Origin of the sequence: Streptomyces sp. NPDC002176 (genome assembly GCF_044903645.1) — a bacterium.
Classification (GTDB): domain Bacteria; phylum Actinomycetota; class Actinomycetes; order Streptomycetales; family Streptomycetaceae; genus Streptomyces.
In genome coordinates, this window is record NZ_JBJDQW010000001.1 from 1,079,188 (window position 1) to 1,095,995 (window position 16,808).

The 16,808-nt window shown below is 70.4% G+C and carries 20 protein-coding genes; 5 read left to right on the top strand and 15 right to left on the bottom strand.

The genetic code is table 11. From position 1 onward, the window contains the following. Positions 1-2: 2 nt before the first annotated feature. The 9 genes from ACI2LY_RS04770 to ACI2LY_RS04810 form a co-directional block, all read right to left on the bottom strand. The gene (locus ACI2LY_RS04770) at positions 3-323 is read right to left on the bottom strand and encodes a hypothetical protein (RefSeq protein WP_393591559.1); all 321 of its coding nucleotides are present in this window, start codon (positions 321-323) and stop codon (positions 3-5) included. Positions 324-548: 225 nt separating this feature from the next. Continuing rightward, positions 549-1,718, bottom strand: a complete 1,170-nt coding sequence (locus ACI2LY_RS04775; RefSeq protein ID WP_404705874.1) for an NAD-dependent formate dehydrogenase — start codon at positions 1,716-1,718, stop codon at positions 549-551. A gap of 445 nt (positions 1,719-2,163) precedes the next feature. Continuing rightward, positions 2,164-2,790 (bottom strand): SDR family NAD(P)-dependent oxidoreductase, encoded by a 627-nt coding sequence (locus ACI2LY_RS04780; RefSeq protein WP_404705875.1) that lies wholly within the window; start codon positions 2,788-2,790, stop codon positions 2,164-2,166. Between the two features lie 91 nt (positions 2,791-2,881). Beyond that, the gene (locus ACI2LY_RS04785; protein WP_404705876.1) at positions 2,882-3,898 is read right to left on the bottom strand and encodes a zinc-dependent alcohol dehydrogenase family protein; all 1,017 of its coding nucleotides are present in this window, start codon (positions 3,896-3,898) and stop codon (positions 2,882-2,884) included. A 169-nt stretch (positions 3,899-4,067) separates the two neighbouring features. Beyond that, the gene (locus ACI2LY_RS04790; RefSeq protein ID WP_404705877.1) at positions 4,068-5,300 is read right to left on the bottom strand and encodes a PP2C family protein-serine/threonine phosphatase; all 1,233 of its coding nucleotides are present in this window, start codon (positions 5,298-5,300) and stop codon (positions 4,068-4,070) included. A gap of 78 nt (positions 5,301-5,378) precedes the next feature. Continuing rightward, positions 5,379-5,717 carry a DUF3040 domain-containing protein gene (locus ACI2LY_RS04795; protein WP_404705878.1) on the bottom strand — a complete coding sequence of 113 codons (339 nt, stop codon included), beginning with the start codon at positions 5,715-5,717 and terminating at the stop codon, positions 5,379-5,381. A 111-nt stretch (positions 5,718-5,828) separates the two neighbouring features. Continuing rightward, complete coding sequence (locus ACI2LY_RS04800) at positions 5,829-6,230, bottom strand: hypothetical protein (protein ID WP_381138857.1); 402 nt, start codon at positions 6,228-6,230, stop codon at positions 5,829-5,831. 311 nt (positions 6,231-6,541) lie between these two features. Further along, positions 6,542-7,048: an acyltransferase gene (locus ACI2LY_RS04805; protein WP_404705879.1), complete on the bottom strand. Its 507-nt coding sequence runs from the start codon at positions 7,046-7,048 to the stop codon at positions 6,542-6,544. A 112-nt stretch (positions 7,049-7,160) separates the two neighbouring features. Continuing rightward, positions 7,161-7,799 carry a class II aldolase/adducin family protein gene (locus ACI2LY_RS04810; RefSeq protein WP_404705880.1) on the bottom strand — a complete coding sequence of 213 codons (639 nt, stop codon included), beginning with the start codon at positions 7,797-7,799 and terminating at the stop codon, positions 7,161-7,163. A gap of 383 nt (positions 7,800-8,182) precedes the next feature. Between ACI2LY_RS04810 and ACI2LY_RS04815 the strand changes: the two genes are divergently transcribed. Further along, positions 8,183-9,172, top strand: coding sequence for a hypothetical protein (locus tag ACI2LY_RS04815; RefSeq protein WP_404705881.1), 990 nt, complete (start codon positions 8,183-8,185; stop codon positions 9,170-9,172). A gap of 67 nt (positions 9,173-9,239) precedes the next feature. On the opposite strand, the gene ACI2LY_RS04820 is transcribed toward ACI2LY_RS04815, so the two are convergent. The 4 genes from ACI2LY_RS04820 to ACI2LY_RS04835 form a co-directional block, all read right to left on the bottom strand. Beyond that, on the bottom strand, positions 9,240-9,980 hold the full coding sequence (locus ACI2LY_RS04820; protein WP_404705882.1) for a 3-oxoacyl-ACP reductase family protein: 741 nt from the start codon (positions 9,978-9,980) through the stop codon (positions 9,240-9,242). 100 nt (positions 9,981-10,080) lie between these two features. Further along, positions 10,081-10,404: a DMT family transporter gene (locus ACI2LY_RS04825; protein ID WP_404705883.1), complete on the bottom strand. Its 324-nt coding sequence runs from the start codon at positions 10,402-10,404 to the stop codon at positions 10,081-10,083. Further along, complete coding sequence (locus ACI2LY_RS04830) at positions 10,401-10,760, bottom strand: DMT family transporter (protein WP_404705884.1); 360 nt, start codon at positions 10,758-10,760, stop codon at positions 10,401-10,403. Before ACI2LY_RS04830 ends, ACI2LY_RS04825 begins: the two co-directional genes overlap by 4 nt. After that, complete coding sequence (locus ACI2LY_RS04835) at positions 10,757-11,305, bottom strand: TetR/AcrR family transcriptional regulator (protein WP_404705885.1); 549 nt, start codon at positions 11,303-11,305, stop codon at positions 10,757-10,759. The genes ACI2LY_RS04830 and ACI2LY_RS04835 overlap by 4 nt, the downstream gene beginning before the upstream one ends. Before the next feature lie 89 nt (positions 11,306-11,394). Between ACI2LY_RS04835 and ACI2LY_RS04840 the strand changes: the two genes are divergently transcribed. Continuing rightward, positions 11,395-11,979, top strand: a complete 585-nt coding sequence (locus ACI2LY_RS04840; protein WP_404705886.1) for a TetR/AcrR family transcriptional regulator — start codon at positions 11,395-11,397, stop codon at positions 11,977-11,979. Between the two features lie 61 nt (positions 11,980-12,040). Then, positions 12,041-12,805 carry an SDR family NAD(P)-dependent oxidoreductase gene (locus tag ACI2LY_RS04845; protein WP_404705887.1) on the top strand — a complete coding sequence of 255 codons (765 nt, stop codon included), beginning with the start codon at positions 12,041-12,043 and terminating at the stop codon, positions 12,803-12,805. Positions 12,806-12,907: 102 nt separating this feature from the next. Here ACI2LY_RS04845 and ACI2LY_RS04850 read toward each other — a convergent pair whose 3' ends face one another. After that, positions 12,908-13,645: an SDR family NAD(P)-dependent oxidoreductase gene (locus ACI2LY_RS04850; protein ID WP_404705888.1), complete on the bottom strand. Its 738-nt coding sequence runs from the start codon at positions 13,643-13,645 to the stop codon at positions 12,908-12,910. A 93-nt stretch (positions 13,646-13,738) separates the two neighbouring features. Between ACI2LY_RS04850 and ACI2LY_RS04855 the strand changes: the two genes are divergently transcribed. After that, positions 13,739-14,602: a LysR family transcriptional regulator gene (locus ACI2LY_RS04855; protein ID WP_404705889.1), complete on the top strand. Its 864-nt coding sequence runs from the start codon at positions 13,739-13,741 to the stop codon at positions 14,600-14,602. An 18-nt stretch (positions 14,603-14,620) separates the two neighbouring features. Next, on the top strand, positions 14,621-14,884 hold the full coding sequence (locus ACI2LY_RS04860; RefSeq protein WP_404705890.1) for a DUF3253 domain-containing protein: 264 nt from the start codon (positions 14,621-14,623) through the stop codon (positions 14,882-14,884). 12 nt (positions 14,885-14,896) lie between these two features. On the opposite strand, the gene ACI2LY_RS04865 is transcribed toward ACI2LY_RS04860, so the two are convergent. Further along, positions 14,897-16,528, bottom strand: a complete 1,632-nt coding sequence (locus ACI2LY_RS04865; RefSeq protein ID WP_404705891.1) for an alkaline phosphatase D family protein — start codon at positions 16,526-16,528, stop codon at positions 14,897-14,899. Positions 16,529-16,808 lie beyond the last annotated feature (280 nt).

A 16,808-nucleotide genomic window follows, 5' to 3' on the forward strand; every position in this document is an offset into this window, starting at 1 on the left:
GCTCACCATGAGCCGTAGCCGCCGATGCATTCGTCGCGCACATAGCCCCAGTCGTTGGGGCCGAAGTCGAAGGTGGCGGCCCAGCCGTTGTAGACGGGGTGCGCGCCTCGGGTATGGCCGACCTTGTCGCCGTAGTACAGCGTCCGGACCAGGCCGGTGGGGCCGGAGGAACTGTCGTAGTTGGCGTAGAAGCTGGCGCTCTGGCAGGTGATGATCGCGTGATCCGGGACGACGGCGGCCTGGGCCGGGGCCGGGATCTGGAGCAGCGCGGCGGTGGCCAGCGCGGGGGCGGCGAGAGCGAGGGCTCGTCTGATCAGGGGCACAGTGCATCGACTCCTCGTGGGGGAGGTGTGGGTTGACGCGGGTAGACCGTAGCGCCGTTTGGCATGCGCGCAACAGGGCGCACCGCGGATAGGTCACGCCTATGACCGCGTCGACAGGCCCCCTCGGAGCCCCCTCAGGGGCATAAAAGAGCGGCCGTTTTAACCGGTGCTGCATTCCGTACTGGAACACCGGATAAAACGGCCGCCGAACCTTTTACTTCAGGTTCAGTTCTTCTTGTCGCCTGCGGTGTAGGAGGCGGCGCCGGTGCCGGCGAGCTTTCCGCCGTCGACGATGAGGTATTCGTCGCGGATGGGCTTGTTGTCGAAGAAGTCTTCGAGGATTTCGCGGGTGCCTGCGGCGTAGCGGGCCTGAGCGGTGAGGGAGGTGCCGGAGATGTGGGGGGTCATGCCGTTGAAGGGCATGGTGCGCCAGGGGTGGTCGGCGGGGGCGGGCTGGGGGTACCAGACGTCGCCCGCGTAGCCGCCGAGCTGGCCGGATTCCAGGGCGCGGACGACGGCGTCGCGGTCGACGATCTGGGCGCGGGCGGTGTTCACGATGTAGGAGCCCTTGCGCATGCTGTTCAGGAGGTTCTCGTCGAACAGGTTCTGCGTCTCGGGGTGGAGGGGGGCGTGGATGGAGACCACGTCGACGTTCTTGGCGAGGTCCTGGGCGGTTTCGTGGAAGGTGAGGTTGAGTTCTTCCTCGACCTCGCGGGGCAGGCGCCGCTTGTCGGTGTAGTGGAGCTTGACGTCGAAGGGCTTGAGGCGGCGCAGGACGGCGACGCCGATGCGGCCGGCGGCGATGACGCCGACGTCCATGCCTTCGAGGTCGTAGGAGTGGGAGACGCAGTCGGCGATGTTCCAGCCGCCCTCGGCCGCGATCTTGTGCGAGGGGAGGTAGTTCCGCACCAGGGAGAGCACCATCATCACGGCGTGCTCGGCGACGCTGATGGAGTTGGAGTAGGTGACCTCGGCGACGGTGATGCCCCGGGCGATCGCGGCATCGAGGTCGACGTGGTCGGAGCCGATCCCGGCGGTCAGCGCCAGCTTCAGCTTGGGCGCCTTCGCGATCCGCTCGGGGGTGAGGTAGGCGGGCCAGAACGGCTGGGAGATCACCACATCGGCGTCCGGCAGCTCACGGTCCAGGACCGAGTCGGGGCCCTCCTTGTCGGAGGTGACGACCAGGGTGTGGCCGCGGGATTCGAGGAACTCGCGCAGGCCCAGCTCGCCGGAGACGCTGCCCAGCAGCTCACCGGGGGTGAAGTCGATGCCCTGCGGGCTGGGCAGGGTCTGCCCGCCGGGATAGCCCTCGATCTTCGGCAGACTCGTCCGGGCGTACCGGGGCGGGAATCCGTCGACCGGGTCCGGGTAAAGGACGCAGACAATCTTAGCCACGATTTCCTCCTCTGGAATGACGGAATAACCCCGGAATTCCTTACCGGCTTCCGTTCCGAAAACCACACTCCACCCGTCCGGGCAGCGGGGTCAAAGAGGGGAATTCAACCGCTTGATAGGGGTGGCTTATTGATTGAGGCGTTCAACCTCTGCGAGGGAAGGGCGCGGCAACATCCGATCGTGGCCGCCGGGATCGAACTACCGCATCTGCGCTGCGAGTTCGACCATCCCTCGCATACGTTCACACACGTACGGGGCGCCTGCGGCGTCACCCCCACCCGGCACCCTGCGCCCACTCAAGCCGCCTTCAACGTGATGGACGCCACATCATGAAGCCTCCGCATATGCCAGGACAACGAGCACCAGCAGCCGCACATGCAACCTGAAGCACGCCTTTAACGGCGCATACGCGTGCGTCACCTCGAATTCGATGCGATGTCGGCGGTCAGTCGGGCATGGGCTCGGCGTAGTGCCGGAAGCCGGTCCGCTCGGTGTGGAGGGTGTAGAGGCGTTCCGCCAGGAGGTCCACGATGAGCTGGGCCGCGTGGATGTTGTCCGCGGCCAGCGCGTCGTGGAGGAGCCGTGCGTAGGCGCTCTCGGCGGCGAAGGCGATCGAGGTTCCGGCCCGCTCGGGGTGTGGGCGGACAGCGGTGCCGCCGTTGACGAACAGCAGCGTGCCCCGGCCCAGCGTCCGCATCCCCGGCAGGACGGCCTGAACGCAGGTGACCGGGCCCTTCACGGAAAACGCCAGCGGGGCGTCGAGGTCGGCGGCGTCCGTGTCGAGGACCGGCTTCATGAAGTCGGCGCGCGGCACCGGGCTGTACTGGAGGATCTCGATCGGCCCCAGTTCCTCGGCGGCGGCCGTCAGGGCGGCGGTGAGGGAGGCGGTGTCGAGTACGTCGGCGGGGTAGCCGCGGGCCCGGACGCCGTCGCGGCCCAGCTCCTCCGCCAGGCTCTCCAGGTGGTCCGCCTCGCGGGCGATCAGGGCGACGTCGTGTCCGGCGGCGCCGAAGCGGCGGGCGGTGGCGAGCCCCAGTCCGGGGCCCGCCCCGACGACGGCGAATGTGGTCATGACGCGTCCTCCGAAGGATTCAAGGCTTCAGGGCTTCGGATCTTCGGGGCTTCAGGGCTTCAGGGCTTCAGGGCTTCAGGGCTTCAGGGCTTCAGGGCGTCAACAACGTCTTGATCGCGCGCCGCTCGTCCATCGCCCGGTACCCCTCCGCCACCTGGTCCAACGGCAGTGTCAGGTCGAAGACCCTGCCCGGATCGATGCGGCCCGACAGGACTAGGTCGATCAGTTCGGGGAGGTAGCGGCGGACAGGGGCCGGGCCGCCGCGCAGGCCGACGTGGGAGAAGAAGAGTTCCTCGGCGTCGATCGTGACGTCGTGCGGGACGCCAACGAAGCCGACGTTCCCGCCTGGCCGGGCCGAGTGCAGCGCCTGTCGCATGGACTCTGCGGTGCCGACGCATTCCAGGACCGAGTCGGCGCCGATCCCGTCGGTGAGGTCCTTGATCCGGGCGACGCCCTCCTCACCGCGCTCGGTGACGATGTCGGTCGCGCCGAACTCCAGGGCGAGTCGCTGCCGGGGCTCGTGGCGGCTCATGGCGATGATCCGCTCCGCGCCCTGTTCCTTGGCCGCGATCACCCCGCACAGCCCGACCGCGCCGTCCCCGACGACCACCGCGGTGGAGCCGGGCCGGACCTCGGCGGCCAGGGCGGCGTACCAGCCGGTGCCCATCACGTCGGAGACGGCGAGCAGGCCGGGCAGGAACTCGTCGCCGGGGATCTCCTCGGTGGCGACGATGGTGCCGTCCGCGTTCGGGACGCGTGTGCGGTCCGCCTGGCAGGTGCTCATGAACTCCCGGTGCAGACAGCTGGACTGCCAGCCGTTACGGCAGTTCGCGCAGGTGTTGTCCGAGGTGGCGAAGGAGCCCACGACGAACTGTCCCGGCCGGACGGAGGTGACCTCACTGCCGACCTCCTCCACCACCCCCACGTACTCGTGCCCCATTGGATGCGGGTCCCCGATCGGCTCCAGACCCCGGTACGGCCACAGGTCCGAGCCGCAGACACAGGTGACGACCGTACGGATGATCGCGTCGGTCGGCTGGAGGATCTTCGGGTCGTCGAGCGTCTCGAGGCGCACATCGCCGGGGGCGTGGATCACTGCTCCGCGCATGACGGGCTCCTTGGGTGCTGGTGCGGTTGCTTCCCTATCCAGGTACCCGCTGTTGCGCGTGGGGAGCGAGGCACCCCGGACGTCCGGAAGTCCGTGGCCCGCGCCCTCCAGCCGGACGACGCCGAGCGGGCCCACCTGCCGCACCTGGCCCAGGCCGCCGCCGGTGCCATCACCAGCCCGGCGCGGCCTCCTGAACGGGACGGACGTCCGCGCCCGCGTCGGACCGGCGGTCGTCCGCGGCAGGACCGTGCCAGTCCAGGCACAGCACCGTGGCGTCGTCCTCGATGCGGTCGCCGCAGGCCGCGATGACTGCGGCGACCAGGATGCGGACGACCTCGCGCGGGTGCTCCCCGGCGGTGGCCTCGAGGAGCGCGGGGAGGTCGACGGACTCCGCCCGCCGTTCCTGCATGCCGTCGGTGCAGAGCAGCAGCCGGTCGCCGGGCCGCAGGTCGAGGTCCTGCACCTGGTGCGGGCCATGCTGTCCGGGCACGCCGAAGGGCAGGTTGACGTCCAGCGGGATCTGTTCGACCACGCCGTCGCGCAGCCGCAGCGGCCAGACGTGCCCGGCGTTGACGATCTGGGCGCGGCTCCCGTCGAGGGCGATGCGCAGCAGTTGGCCGGTGGCGAAGGTACGCCGACCGTGGTCGAGCAGGGCCTGGTGGATGTGGTGGGCCTGTTCCCCGAGGCCGGTCCCGGCTCTGCGGGCGCCGCGCGAGGCGTTGACCAGCAGGGTGGCCATCAGGGCGGCGTCGACGTCGTGGCCCATCGCGTCGGTGACGGACAGGTGCAGGGTGTCGCGGTCGAGGCTGTAGTCGTACGTGTCACCGGCGTTGCTGTCGGCCGTGACCAGGGCGGCGGCGAGGGCGAACTCGGCGGATTCGCAGGAGGGGGCGGAGGGCAGGAGCTGGCGCTGGATCTCCGCGGCGAGGCTCACCCGTGTGGTGCGCTGCCCCAGGTGGTAGAGGTCGGTGAAGCGGCGGTCGGTGACGACGATGTACGCCAGCGCGTGCGCGGCCTCCTCGACCTGCTCCAGTACGTCCTGCGTGACCTCGGGGAGCCACAGTTCCAGCACCCCGATGGTGTCCCCGCGGTTGGTGACCGGGGCGAGGACCTGCTGTCCCTCCGCGCCGTCCACCGCCCGTACCGGCTTCTGGGTCCGCAGGACCTCCTCGTAGACACTGCCGACGAGGGGAATCCGGTCGGGGTGGCCCCCCTGCCGCGTGGCCGTCTCCTCGGCGACCCGGACCACGCATCGGCCGACGACGTCGACGAACAGGAACGACACGTACTGCGCGCCGAACCGCTCGCGCAGGTTGCGCGCGACCACGTCGAGCGAGGCCACGGGCGCCGCGGCCTCCGCCGCCTTCAGCACCTCGGCCAGTTCGATCCTGTCGCGCGTCACATCAGCCTCCCCGGTTTTCGACCATTCTCCTTCCCGTCGGCCGGACCAGTACACGACCATGACCCGGGTGGCCGATCATCATTCGATGACCGGGGGTGTCGACCGCATGCCCCGGCTCCAGCGCAGCGTCAGTCTGATCAGCCCCGCCAGCGTCAGCAGCCAGGTGGCCGCGAAGACCCAGAGCAGGACGGGGTGCGCGTAGGCGACGGCGACCGCGAGCAGCGTGAGGGAGAGGACGGCGAAGGCGATCACCGCGACGGCGAGGGCGTGCGGCCGTCCGCGCAGGGTGGCCAGGGGGCCGGGGCGCGTGCCCGGTACCGTCCCGAGCCGACGGGCGAGCGCCGGATCGCGGCTGAGCGCCCGCTCCATCTCGGCCAGTACGCGCTTCTCGTGCGGAGACAGGCGGACGTCCTTCATGGCGAGCACCTCCTGCTGGGAGCCGTCACCTGTGCTTCCGCCGTCCGCGCGCCCCCGGATGCGGCGAGGGGGCCGCGCCCGTCGGACGCGGCCCCTCGTGGTGCACTCCTGCTAGTCGAGCAGCGTGACCGAGTAGTCCAGCGTGGTGCCGGTGACGGAGTACGTCGCGGTCTGGCCGTTGTCGCAGTACGAGACGTACCGGTTGCCGTAGTTCTTGGTGCCCGCGACGGCGTCGACGTACGGGCGCAGGTCGGTGCCCTCGGGGAACGACGTGGTCGTCAGGTCGATGGTCCGGGTCTGGTTCACGGGGTACGCGTCGGTCGACGGCGACTGCTCCCCGGTACGGGTGCTCGCGGCCCAGGAGAGCACGAACCCCGAGTTGTTCACCACCGCGACCTTCTGGACACAGGGCGCCGCCTGCGCGGGCGCGGCCTGCGCGGTCACCGCCGGGACGGCGGCGAGCGCGACGGCACCCATCAGCGGCAGCGCGGTCCTGAAGAGCTTGCGGTTCATCGTTCGACTCCCTCTCGGTAGTACGTCAAGTCTCGCTTCTTGTACGGGACTTGGGATGCGGCGCGAGTACCCGGAGATGCCACGCGAGCACTACCGTCCCGGGCCCGACGCAGGGAATCGGCCATTCGTTCGGATTTGAACGGCGCGGCCGGACACGTCGGCCCACCAGACACGTGTCACACCTGCTGACCGCCCGTACCGCACCCCCGCCGCCGGGCAGCGCCCCGCGTCACCGGCACGGGGCGGCCACCCCGTCGTACGAGGCGGGGCGAGAGCGGGGGCGGATACGGAATGGCCGGATCCGAAGGACGTCAGCGACTGCCGATCGGCGCCGCGGGCACACCCCCGACGATCGAGAACGGCTCCACACTCCGTGTCACCACGGCTCCCGCGGCGACCACCGCGCCCCGGCCGATCGTCACCCCTGGCAGGAGCACCGCGTGAGCCGCGATCCAGGCACCGTCCTCGATCGTTATGGGACCCAGTTTGTGGCCCTGCCCGCGGATCGGCCGACTCCGGTCCCGGTATTCATGACTGCCGGAGTTGATGACGACGTAGGGACCGATCAGAACGGAGGAGCCTACGACCACCTGCACGGGCGCGGTGATGTGGACCCCGGAGTTGATGACGCACCGATCACCTATGGAGATGTTCCACGGGTAATGCAGGAACACCCCGGAGTACACGCGGCACGATTGCCCGAACGAGCCCATCGTGGCCCGGTAGAAAGCAGACCTGCGCGTCGTGTACGGGTCGATGGGCGCCTTGCGGGCCAACGCGGCCTGGCGCCTGTGCCAGGCCGGAGAGCCCAGGCCCATGCACGCGTACCGCACGTTCCAACACCAGCTGACAGCCGCTCCGAAGGGTCGAGCCATCGCGTGTGCGACATGCGCGCGTCTACCGGCGCGTTGCCAGTAGTTCTCCAACTCCTTACGCATGCCGCGCCCCACCACCTCCGTCAGCACGCCCTACGGCGAGCCAGAGTCGGGCTCCGGCGTCCACCCGCGCCATTTCGGTCAGGGCGCCGGGCAGATTCCTCGCCAGCACGTACACCCCGTGGGCGTGATCCAGGAAGGCGAGACCGTGCTCACGAAGCGCACTCCCCCGCTCGCTGGCAAGTGCCGCCAGCTCCGGGATCAACACGCCGCTTTCTCTGATCGCACGCGCGTCCGGGTCACCGGCATCGGAGTAAGCGACAGGGCGTCCCAACACGGGTACTTCACCGATGGGTTCGAGGGGCGGCAGTCCCTTCAGACCGGGAGAGAGGCAGGAGGCCAGGTAGGCGGCCCCGGCGTGGGAGTGCAGCACGGCACCGCACTCCGGGAAGAGGGCATAGATCGCGTGATGCACCTCCAGGCCGATGGGAGGGCGCAGACCGCGGGCGGCGGAGGGGTTTTCGCCGGGCGGGCACAGAATGACGTCTCCGGCCGTCAGCTCCCAGAAGGCCCGTGCGGAGCCGCCCCGAGTGAGCAGCGGCCCGTCGTCCGTTCGTACGCTGAGCGCGCCCCCGGTCCAGTCGAGCAGCCGCTCCTCTCGGAGGAGACGAACCGCCCGCAGAATGTCGGCCACTACTCGCTCACTGGAAGCCAACCGGCCCGCCTTTCCCCTGGATCACAACGGTGAACAGCATGGCGCTAGTACAAGTACCGTTCCTGCGGCGCGCTGTCACTACCGCAGGTCGACGCACTCGAAACACGCGTGCTTCTCCGCCCCTCCGAACACACCAGCCCCTGCCGGAACAAAGCGGAGTTGACGCATGGTGGGCACCGTACGGCTCCGCTACACTCCTCTCGACTTCACCCGCTTTCAGGGGTGTTGACCAGGCGCCATGACGAACCGGGAGGCGCGATCTGATCGAGAACATGTTCCCTCTCGGTCCGCTCCCGAGTGGAAGCGCCCGCGATCTGGCGACAGTTCAAATCACACGCGGCCTGCGGGCGATCCGCTGGGGCGTGACCCGCCTGGCGGGAAGTGAGGCGGCCAACTCCGTCGGATTCGTTCCACTCGGAGATTTCACGACGTCACTGAACGAGACCAGAGCAGCCTTGGGCTATCCGGTCGGCGGGATTCTGTTCTGGGGTCCCGGAAACCTCCCGCTGGTACCGGCGGGAATCGGCCCGAACCATTGCGGCATGCTGGTCGCCGAGGTCGATGAAGCCGTGACGGCCGACCAGCTCACGCTGCGGATCGAGCGACTACGCACAAGAATGCCCGTACTCGAGGGCGTTCCACTCCAATGGGACCTGGGACGTAAGAATCATTTTCTCAACGTCTATCGGTCGTCAGCAGGCCGCCGTATCGCGGTGATGCACTGCTCTTTACCTGAAGCCCGAGAAGACGGCGCCCTGGGCATGGGGCACGATCTTCGAGAGAGTCACCTCCTGCAAAAAATGGTCACCACGCTGGACACCCCCGTCGGGCCCTTCGAATTCTTCTGCGACGATTCGGCATCGAGTGTCCTGCAACAGGCCGAGGAATATTCCCTGCTGGCCCGCAGAAAGCGCGAGATCATCTGCAGGGCTCTGTTCAAGGATTGCCTCGTCCTCTCCAATGAGAACCACATGCGACTCCTGGACCACAACGCCATGCAGTTCGGATCGTACGCATCGAGCACACCGATGAGAAACCTGCCACTGATGGTGGGACCTGGCCGCCGCGCCCACCTCGTCGATACGGAGAATCCCATCGAGGCATTCGGGCGCATTTTGTTCCTAACCCCGCACGGAACGGGCGCCAGGTCATCATCCCTCGGCACGGTGGAGTACGACACGGAGACCGAACGTCATTTCATCACCGACGGAACGGGGCGTCGGCATTTCCGGCAACTCGCCGAGATCTTCGATGACCACCAGGATGACAGCACCGTTCTGGCTCCCGAGTACGAACGGTTCTACCGGGTGCGGGAGACACTGACACCGCAGATCGAAACCAAGTTCCTGTGAACAGGGCTGCCTCAGCCCGGAACTCAAAGGGGGCGTCGGCCCGCATCTCCGGCGCCCCCCTCGCGGCTCAGGCGGTGAAGCCCCCGTCGACGTGGACCGAGGCCCCGGTGATGTATGCGCCGTCCGGGCTCGCCAGGTGGGCGATCGTCGCCGCGATCTCGGAGGCTTGCGCGTAACGGCCCACCGCTGTGAGGCCGGTGATCGCCTCGGCGTTCGGACCGTCGGCGGGGTTGGTGTCCGTGTCGGTGGGGCCGGGGTGCACCAGGTTGACGGTGATCCCGCGCGGCCCGAGTTCGCGGGCCAGCCCCTTGGTCATCCCGGTCAGCGCCGTCTTGCTCATCGAGTACAGCGCGAGTCCGGGGAAGGGGGCGCGGTCGGCGACGTTGCTGCCGACGCTGATGATGCGGCCGCCCGGGCCCATGTGGCGCGCGGCCGCCTGGGACGCCACGAACGGCGCCCGGACGTTCACCGCCAGGGTGCGGTCGATCTCCGCCGGGCCCATGTCCTCCAGCGGGCCCACCAGGAAGACGGCCGCGTTGTTGACCAGGATGTCGATCCTGCCGAACGTGGCGGCGGCCTCCTCCACCGCGGCGACGACCGCCTCGGAGACGGCACTGTCGGCCTGGACGGCCAGAGCCCGGCGCCCCAGGGCCTTGACCTTCTCCACCACCTCTTCGGCGAGGTCCGCGCGGCTCTCATAGGTCAGCACGACATCGGCGCCCTCTTCGGCCAGCCGTAGCGCCACCGCGGCGCCGATGCCCCGGCTGCCACCCGTGATCAGGGCGACGTTTCCTTCGAATCGGTTCATGCCGTCGAGCATCGCCGCCATCGGCACCCGGGGCTGGCGGGAACCGGACCTGGCGTCACACCACCCAGGGGGCTGTCCGCTCGCGGACCCGGAGGGCAGCTCAGTGACCGGCGCCGAGCTCGATGCACAGCACCCCGACGGCGATGAGGCCGATACCGGTACCCATGACCCTGGTGAGGGGTTCGCCGAAGAAGGCACGGGAGGCGAGGGCGGTGAGCGCGACACCGGCGGCGGCCCAGATGCCGTAGGCGACACCGAGCGCCATGCCGCCGTGCAGGGCCAGGGTGAGCGCGGTGAACGCGGCCAGATACCCGGCCACGGCACCGGCGAGCCACCGCTTGCCCGCGCCTCGGGAGGCCATCCCCAGGCACAGGGTGGCCCCGACCTCGACGAGGATGGCCGCGATGAGGAAGACCCAGGTCACGAGGCCGCTCCTTCCTCGCCGGACCCGCTCGCCCGGGCGGACTGTGCGCCGAGTTCGACACAGAGCACCCCGGCGATGACCAGGGCGATGCCGACGCCCATGACCGCGGTGAGCGGGTCCCCGAAGAAGAGCGCGGCCAGGACCGCGGTGAGCGCGACACCGCAGGCGCCCCAGACGCCGTAGGCGACACCGAGGGCCAGTCCCGCGCGCAGCACCAGGGCCAGGACGGTGAAAGAGCCGATGTAGCCGACGACCACGAGGACATAGAGCGCCGGATGGTCGATGGCGCCGCGCAGGGAGAGGGTTGCGGTGACTTCGAGGAGGATCGCCGCGGTGAGCAGCAGCCACTTCCTCATGACGCGCCCTCCTCTCCCAAGAGGCCCGCGATGACGGTCAGCAGTTCGGCGCGGTCGCGCTCGGGGACGGGGAAGACACCGGTGGCGGCGGCCATCCAGTACCCGTCGGCCAGCAGCCGGGCCGCCGTGAGCCGGGCCCGCACCGGTTCCGGCAGGTCGTCCGGCAGGGTGAGCCAGGGTTCGATGCGGCGCACCCAGGCTTCGGTCAGCGCGGTGCGATAGTGCGCGTCGGTGTAGATGGCGAAGTCCGCGCGGTCGAACGGGGCGTCCAGGGCGACTTCGACATGGGCCCGGATGCGCTGGGCCGGAGTGGCGGTCTCCAGGGGTTGGCCCAGCCGTTCGAGCAGGAGCCTGTCCCAGCGGTCGGCGACATGGTCGATCACCCCCAGCATCAGGGCTTCCTTGGTCGGAAAGTGGTACATCAGCCCCGGCTTGGACAGTCCGACCTCCTTGGCCGCCGCCTCCAGGGTGATCGCCCCACCGCCCTCGGCCCGGAGCAGGTTCAGCGCGCCGTCGAGGATGCGCTGCTTCGCGTTCTTGGCCATGAATCGACTTTACCAACCGGTTGGTAAAGCAAGTCAAGGGCCAATCACCTCACTAGACCGATCGATCAAGAATCGATACGGTTTCCCCCGTGGCCAGGACCAAGGAATTCGACCCGGACGCGGCACTCCAGTCAGCCCTCGAACTGTTCTGGCGGCGCGGCTACGAGGCGACCTCGATGGCGGACCTCGTCGCGCACCTCGGCATCGGCCGCGCCAGCATCTACGCCACCTTCGGCAACAAGCACGACCTGTACCTGAAAGCACTGGACCGCTACACCGAACACCGCGACCTGACCCTCCTGCACGAGCTGTCCCAACCGGGCCCCGCCCTGCCGGTCGTACGCGCGGTGGTACGCCGCTTCGCGGCCGAGGCGAGCAGCGAAGTCCAGCGCGGCCAGGGGTGTTTCGTCACCAACACGGCGGTCGAACTGGGCGCCGACGACCCGGCCGCGCGCAGCCGCGTCGGGACGAGCTGGGACCACGTCGAGACCCTGCTGCACTCGGCGCTGGTACGGGCCCACGCGCAGGGCGAGCTGCCCCCGGACCGCGATCCGCGGGCCCTCGCACGGATGCTGCTGGTGCTGATGCAGGGCTTGCGGGTGGTCGGCAAGGCGTCGAGCGATCCGGGCCGGGTCGTGGACGCGGCCGAGCAGGCGCTGCGCCTGCTGGATTGAGCGGGGGCGGATGGTCCTGCCTCGCATGTGGAACGAACAGTCAACAAGGGGAGTCGTCACTGTGACCGCACGCTTCACCGGCAAGACCGTCCTCGTCACCGGCGCGGGTTCCGGCATCGGCCGGGCCATCGCTCTCGCCTTCGCCGCCGAGGGCGCCTCGGTGGTCGCGGCCGGACGCACCGCCGCCCCGCTCGACGAAACCGTGACGCTCATCGAGGCAGCGGGCGGCAAGGCGGCCGCGATCACGGCCGACGTGAGCCGCTCCGCGGAGGTCCGGGAGCTGGTCCGGCGCAGCGTCGACCAGTTCGGGAGCCTCGATGTCGCGGTCAACAACGCGGGCGTCTTCCGGGGCGGCGCACCCGTGGCCGATCTCCCCGAGGAGGACTGGCGGGCCCTGCTCGACATCAACGTCAGCGGAGTCCTGTTCAGTCTTCAGGCCGAGATCGCCCAGATGCGCACCCAGCCCGGCGGCGGCGCGATCGTCAACATCGCCTCCAACCTCGGCGCGCACCGCCGCGCGAAGGGCCTGGCCGCGTACATCGCGAGCAAGGCGGCCGTCTCCGCGCTGACCCGCGCGGCCGCGCTGGACCACATCGGCGACGGGGTGCGTATCAACGCGGTGAGCCCCGGCCCGTCCGACACCGCGATGTCGCTGCGGCCGGGCGAGTCCGACGCCAACCGGGCGGCCCGGATGAAGGAGGTGGCGCCGCTGGGGCGGGTGTCCTCCACCGCCGAGATCGCGGCGGCCGTGCTGTACCTGGCCTCGCCGGATGCCGCCTCCGTGGTCGGCACCGACCTGGTCGTGGACGGCGGCGCGGCGGCCTGACACGGCCCACAAGCAGCGGCCTGAGGGGGCTCATCAGCGGCAGCCTGACGCGGCTCACCAACGGCGACCCGACGAGACCCACCATCGGCGGCCCGACCCGGCTCACCAGGGCACGACGCCCGCGTCCTCGTAGAACGCCCCGGACGGCCCGTCGTCGGGCAGGGTGGCGAGCCGGATCGCCGTGGCCGCGCCCTGCTCGGGGGTGCGCGAGCCCGCGAAGTCGTTGAAGTCGGTGGCCACCAGGCCGGGGCACATGGCGTTGATCAGGACGCCGGTACCGGCGAGCTGCCGGGCGTACTGCACGGTCATGCCGTTGAGGAACGTCTTCGACGGGGCGTACGCCGCCATGACCGGCCCGACGTCGATGTCCGGGTCCGCCTGCCGGGTCAGCGAACCGACCGAGCTGGAGACGTTGACGACGCGCGGCGCGGCCGAGCGGCGCAGCAGGGGCAGCATCGCGTTGGTCACCCGGACGACGCCGAGGACGTTGGTGTCCACGACGGTGCGGACCATATCGAGGTCGATCGTGGTCGGGTCCTGGACCCAGTCCGGCCCCAGATCGCCGGAGATGCCCGCGTTGTTGACCAGGACGTCCAAGCCTCCCGCCTGCTTCTCGATCAGCGCCGCGGCCTCGGCGACGCTCCGCTCGTCGGTCACGTCCAGCGGCACCCCGAACGCGTCCACCCCGGCGGCCCGCAGCTTCTCGACCGCCGCCTCGCGCCGCGCGTCGTCGCGGGCGCCGACGCCCACCCGGTAGCCGAGGGCGCCGAGACCAGCCGCGATCTCGTACCCGATTCCCTTGTTCGCGCCGGTCACCAGCGCGGTCTTCGCTTCGCTCATGCTTCGATGCTCGCTCGTGGAGCGGGGGTGGTGCCAACACCAATGGGGTGGGCTGTGATACCCGGCGGGTATCACCGGGTCTACGCTGGAGGCATGGAGGCACTGGAGACCCGTGAGCTGCGGTACTTCATGGCGGTGGCGGAGGAGCTGCACTTCGGCCGCGCCGCCGAGCGCCTCGGCATGGCGCAGCCGCCGCTGTCGCGGGCGATCCAGCAGCTGGAGCGGCGCCTCGGAGTCACCCTGCTGGCCCGCGACCGCCGGGGTGTCTCCCTGACCGGCGCCGGTGAGGTGCTGCTGCACGAGGGCCGCGTGGCGCTCGACGCGGCCACCGCCGCCGCCCGCCGTACCCGCCGCGCGGGCGGCGCCGACGGTGCGGGCGGCTCCCGTGACCGTCTGGTGCTGGCGGTGAAGGCCGCCGCCTCCCACGACCTGCTGCAGAAGCTGCTCGCCGCCCACGCGGCCGAGCCCGGCGCCGCCGAGATCGAGGTGCTGCCCAGCGGGATGTGCGAGCAGGAGGAGATGCTGCGCGACGGCCGTGCCGACGCGGCCCTCATGCACGCCCCGTTCAACTCCCTCGCCGGGTTCGACCACGAGGAGCTGATGCGCGAGGGCCAGATCGCCGTACTGCCCGCCGGGCACCCGCTCGCCACACGCACGACCCTCACCCTGGCCGACATCACCGACGTCCCCGGCCTGCCGCACGCCCGCTGGCCCCGCGACGGCGCGTACCCGCCGGGGCCGGGCCCCGAGATCCACGACCAGACCCAGTTGGCCCAACTGATCGCCCTGGGCCGCACCATGGCCGTCTTCCCGGAGTCCGCGCGCGCCTGGCTGTGGTCCGAGCACGCCGCCGTACCCCTGACCGACGCGCCCCCGGTCGTCACCCACATCGCCTGGCCCGCGCACAGCCGTTCCGTCGCCCTGGCCGGGCTGATCCGTACGGCGACCCGGCTCTGACGGTGCCAGACTGGTCCTGTGACGGACACGGACCAGCGGCTCGAGCAGACCATCATGAGCCTGCTGGAACAGCGTGCCGAGACGTCCTCGATCTGTCCGTCCGACGCCGCCCGCGCGGCCTACGAGGGTGACGACGACGGCTGGCGCGACCTGATGGAACCGGCGCGCCGGGCGGCCTGGCGGCTGGTGGCGGCCGGAGAGGTCGAGGTGACGCGGTCCGGACGCCCGGTCAAGGAGTCCGAAGCCCGCGGACCGATCCGCATCCGCCGCGCACGCCAGTAACACACCTCCGCATCAGGACAGTTGACGCTCCGTCACCTTCTCCAGGCGTGCCCGATCACCGTCGGCCGACCGTGCCTGTTCCAGCAGCAGCCTGGCCGAACGGCCCTTCAGGTTCAGGGTCATGAGCTGGTTGCCGAACCAGGGGCCACCGGTGTGCCGCCAGACGACGGGGAGTTGGGCGCAGCGTCCGTGCCGGGCCAGCAGCCGTCCCAGCGCGCGTGCCGTCCGGCTCCAGCCGAAGCGGAAGCCGAACCGCATCGACCGGGGCACCGAGTTGTGCACCGGCGAGCAGGTGAGCTGCGTGACGCGGGAGTCGACCGTGGCGGACCGCCAGACGGGCTCGGCGACGTAGGCGTGGTGGACGTCGCCGGACAGGACGCTGATCGTCGCCGGTGCCCCGGGGCCCGAGCCGGCCTCGGCGATCAGGTCCGCCAGCGCGGCGAACGACGCCGGGAACGCCGCCCAGTGTTCCAGGTCGGCCGCCCGGCGCAGCCACTCCCCGAACCGGGCCCAGCGCGGGCCGCGCTCCCCCTGGCACAGGGCCGCGTCCCACGCCTCGGCGTCGTGCACGAGGTGGGGCATCAGCCAGGGCAGCGAGGTGCCGATCAGCAGGTGGTCGACGGACCCCCGGTCCGCGAGTGCCTGGTCGCGCAGCCAGCGTTCCTCCTCCGGGTCGAGCATCGCCCGCTCGTCCTCGGCCAGCACCCGCGCCGCCCGCGAGTCCACGATCAGCACGCGTACCCGGCCGAAGTCGCGGCGGTAGCTCCAGCGGGTCGAGGCCGGGTCGGCGTCGGCCTCGGCGGCGAAGGCGCGCAGCGCGTCGGTGCCGTCGGCGGCGGAGGTGACGGCGGTGTACAGCGGGTCGGCGGCCAGGTCGTCCGGGGCGAGGTTGCCGATGTGCTGGTAGACCCAGTAGGACATCAGGCCGCTCAGCAGCCGCTCGCGCCACCACGGGGTGGCCCGCATGTCGGCCAGCCAGGAGGCGGAGGTGTTCCAGTCGTCGATGACGTCGTGGTCGTCGAAGATCATGCAGCTGGGCACGGTGGACAGCAGCCAGCGCACCTCCGGGTCGAGCCAGGACTCCCGGTACAGCCCGGTGTACTCCTCGTAGTCCGCCACCTGGGAGCCGGGCGGTTCGTCCAGGTCGCGGCGGGCGGCGATCCGCTTCTGGGTCTCCTCGGAGGTCTCGTCGGCGTAGACCTGGTCGCCGAGCAGCAGCAGGACGTCGGGGCGTTCGCCGCCCGCGACGAGCCGGGTGGCGAGGGTGTCGAGCGCGTCCGGACCGGCCGGGTCGTGGCCGCCGTCGGCGGGCGGCGCGGACCAGCGACAGGAGCCGAAGGCAACCTTCAGACCGTCCTCGGGACCGGGTACGCGGATGCGGGACGGCGGGAAGGGCGAGTCCGGCAGCGGCCACACGGACTCGCTCTCCAGCAGCACCTCGTACTCCGCCTCGGTGCCCGGCGTGAGACCGGATACCGGTATCAGGGCGTAGTGGTGCCCGGCTATCTGGAAGGTGCGCGCGGCGCCCTTGGCGCCGTCGGAGCAGCGCACCTCCGCGGTGCACGGACCGCTCGTCTCGACCCAGACGGTCGCGGACGAACCGTCGACATGGCGCAGCAGGGGGCCCAGGGTCAGGCTCGGCAAGATGTCCTCCGTCCCGCCCCGGCCGGTGCGGACGGGGCGGACCGTACGGTAGTCAACGAGGAACACGGGCCGACAGCCCCTCCCCCACGGCCGGGCGGGATCGCCGACGGCCGGGGTGCGCCGCTGTCGGCAGCACCGTGCGGGTCCGTTACTCCACCCGAGTGTCAAAACCCCCCGATCGGCGGCGTGTCGGCCGCTCAGCAATTCGGGGTCGGGTCCGAGCGGCCAGGATGGCCGTCACTGACGCCACGGCGCGGGCGGACCTCGATTACCAGGAGAA

Bases quoted from the DNA above. Each gene is read 5' to 3' on its own strand.
- ACI2LY_RS04855 (WP_404705889.1), top strand. From the start codon at position 13,739: ATGGAGGCACTGGAGACCCGTGAGCTGCGGTACTTCATGGCGGTGGCG.
- ACI2LY_RS04780 (WP_404705875.1), bottom strand. From the start codon at position 2,790: ATGACCACATTCGCCGTCGTCGGGGCGGGCCCCGGACTGGGGCTCGCC.
- ACI2LY_RS04830 (WP_404705884.1), bottom strand. From the start codon at position 10,760: ATGAGGAAGTGGCTGCTGCTCACCGCGGCGATCCTCCTCGAAGTCACC.
- ACI2LY_RS04795 (WP_404705878.1), bottom strand. From the start codon at position 5,717: ATGAAGGACGTCCGCCTGTCTCCGCACGAGAAGCGCGTACTGGCCGAG.
- ACI2LY_RS04835 (WP_404705885.1), bottom strand. From the start codon at position 11,305: ATGGCCAAGAACGCGAAGCAGCGCATCCTCGACGGCGCGCTGAACCTG.
- ACI2LY_RS04800 (WP_381138857.1), bottom strand. From the start codon at position 6,230: ATGAACCGCAAGCTCTTCAGGACCGCGCTGCCGCTGATGGGTGCCGTC.
- ACI2LY_RS04850 (WP_404705888.1), bottom strand. From the start codon at position 13,645: ATGAGCGAAGCGAAGACCGCGCTGGTGACCGGCGCGAACAAGGGAATC.
- ACI2LY_RS04805 (WP_404705879.1), bottom strand. From the start codon at position 7,048: ATGGGCCTGGGCTCTCCGGCCTGGCACAGGCGCCAGGCCGCGTTGGCC.
- ACI2LY_RS04785 (WP_404705876.1), bottom strand. From the start codon at position 3,898: ATGCGCGGAGCAGTGATCCACGCCCCCGGCGATGTGCGCCTCGAGACG.
- ACI2LY_RS04820 (WP_404705882.1), bottom strand. From the start codon at position 9,980: ATGAACCGATTCGAAGGAAACGTCGCCCTGATCACGGGTGGCAGCCGG.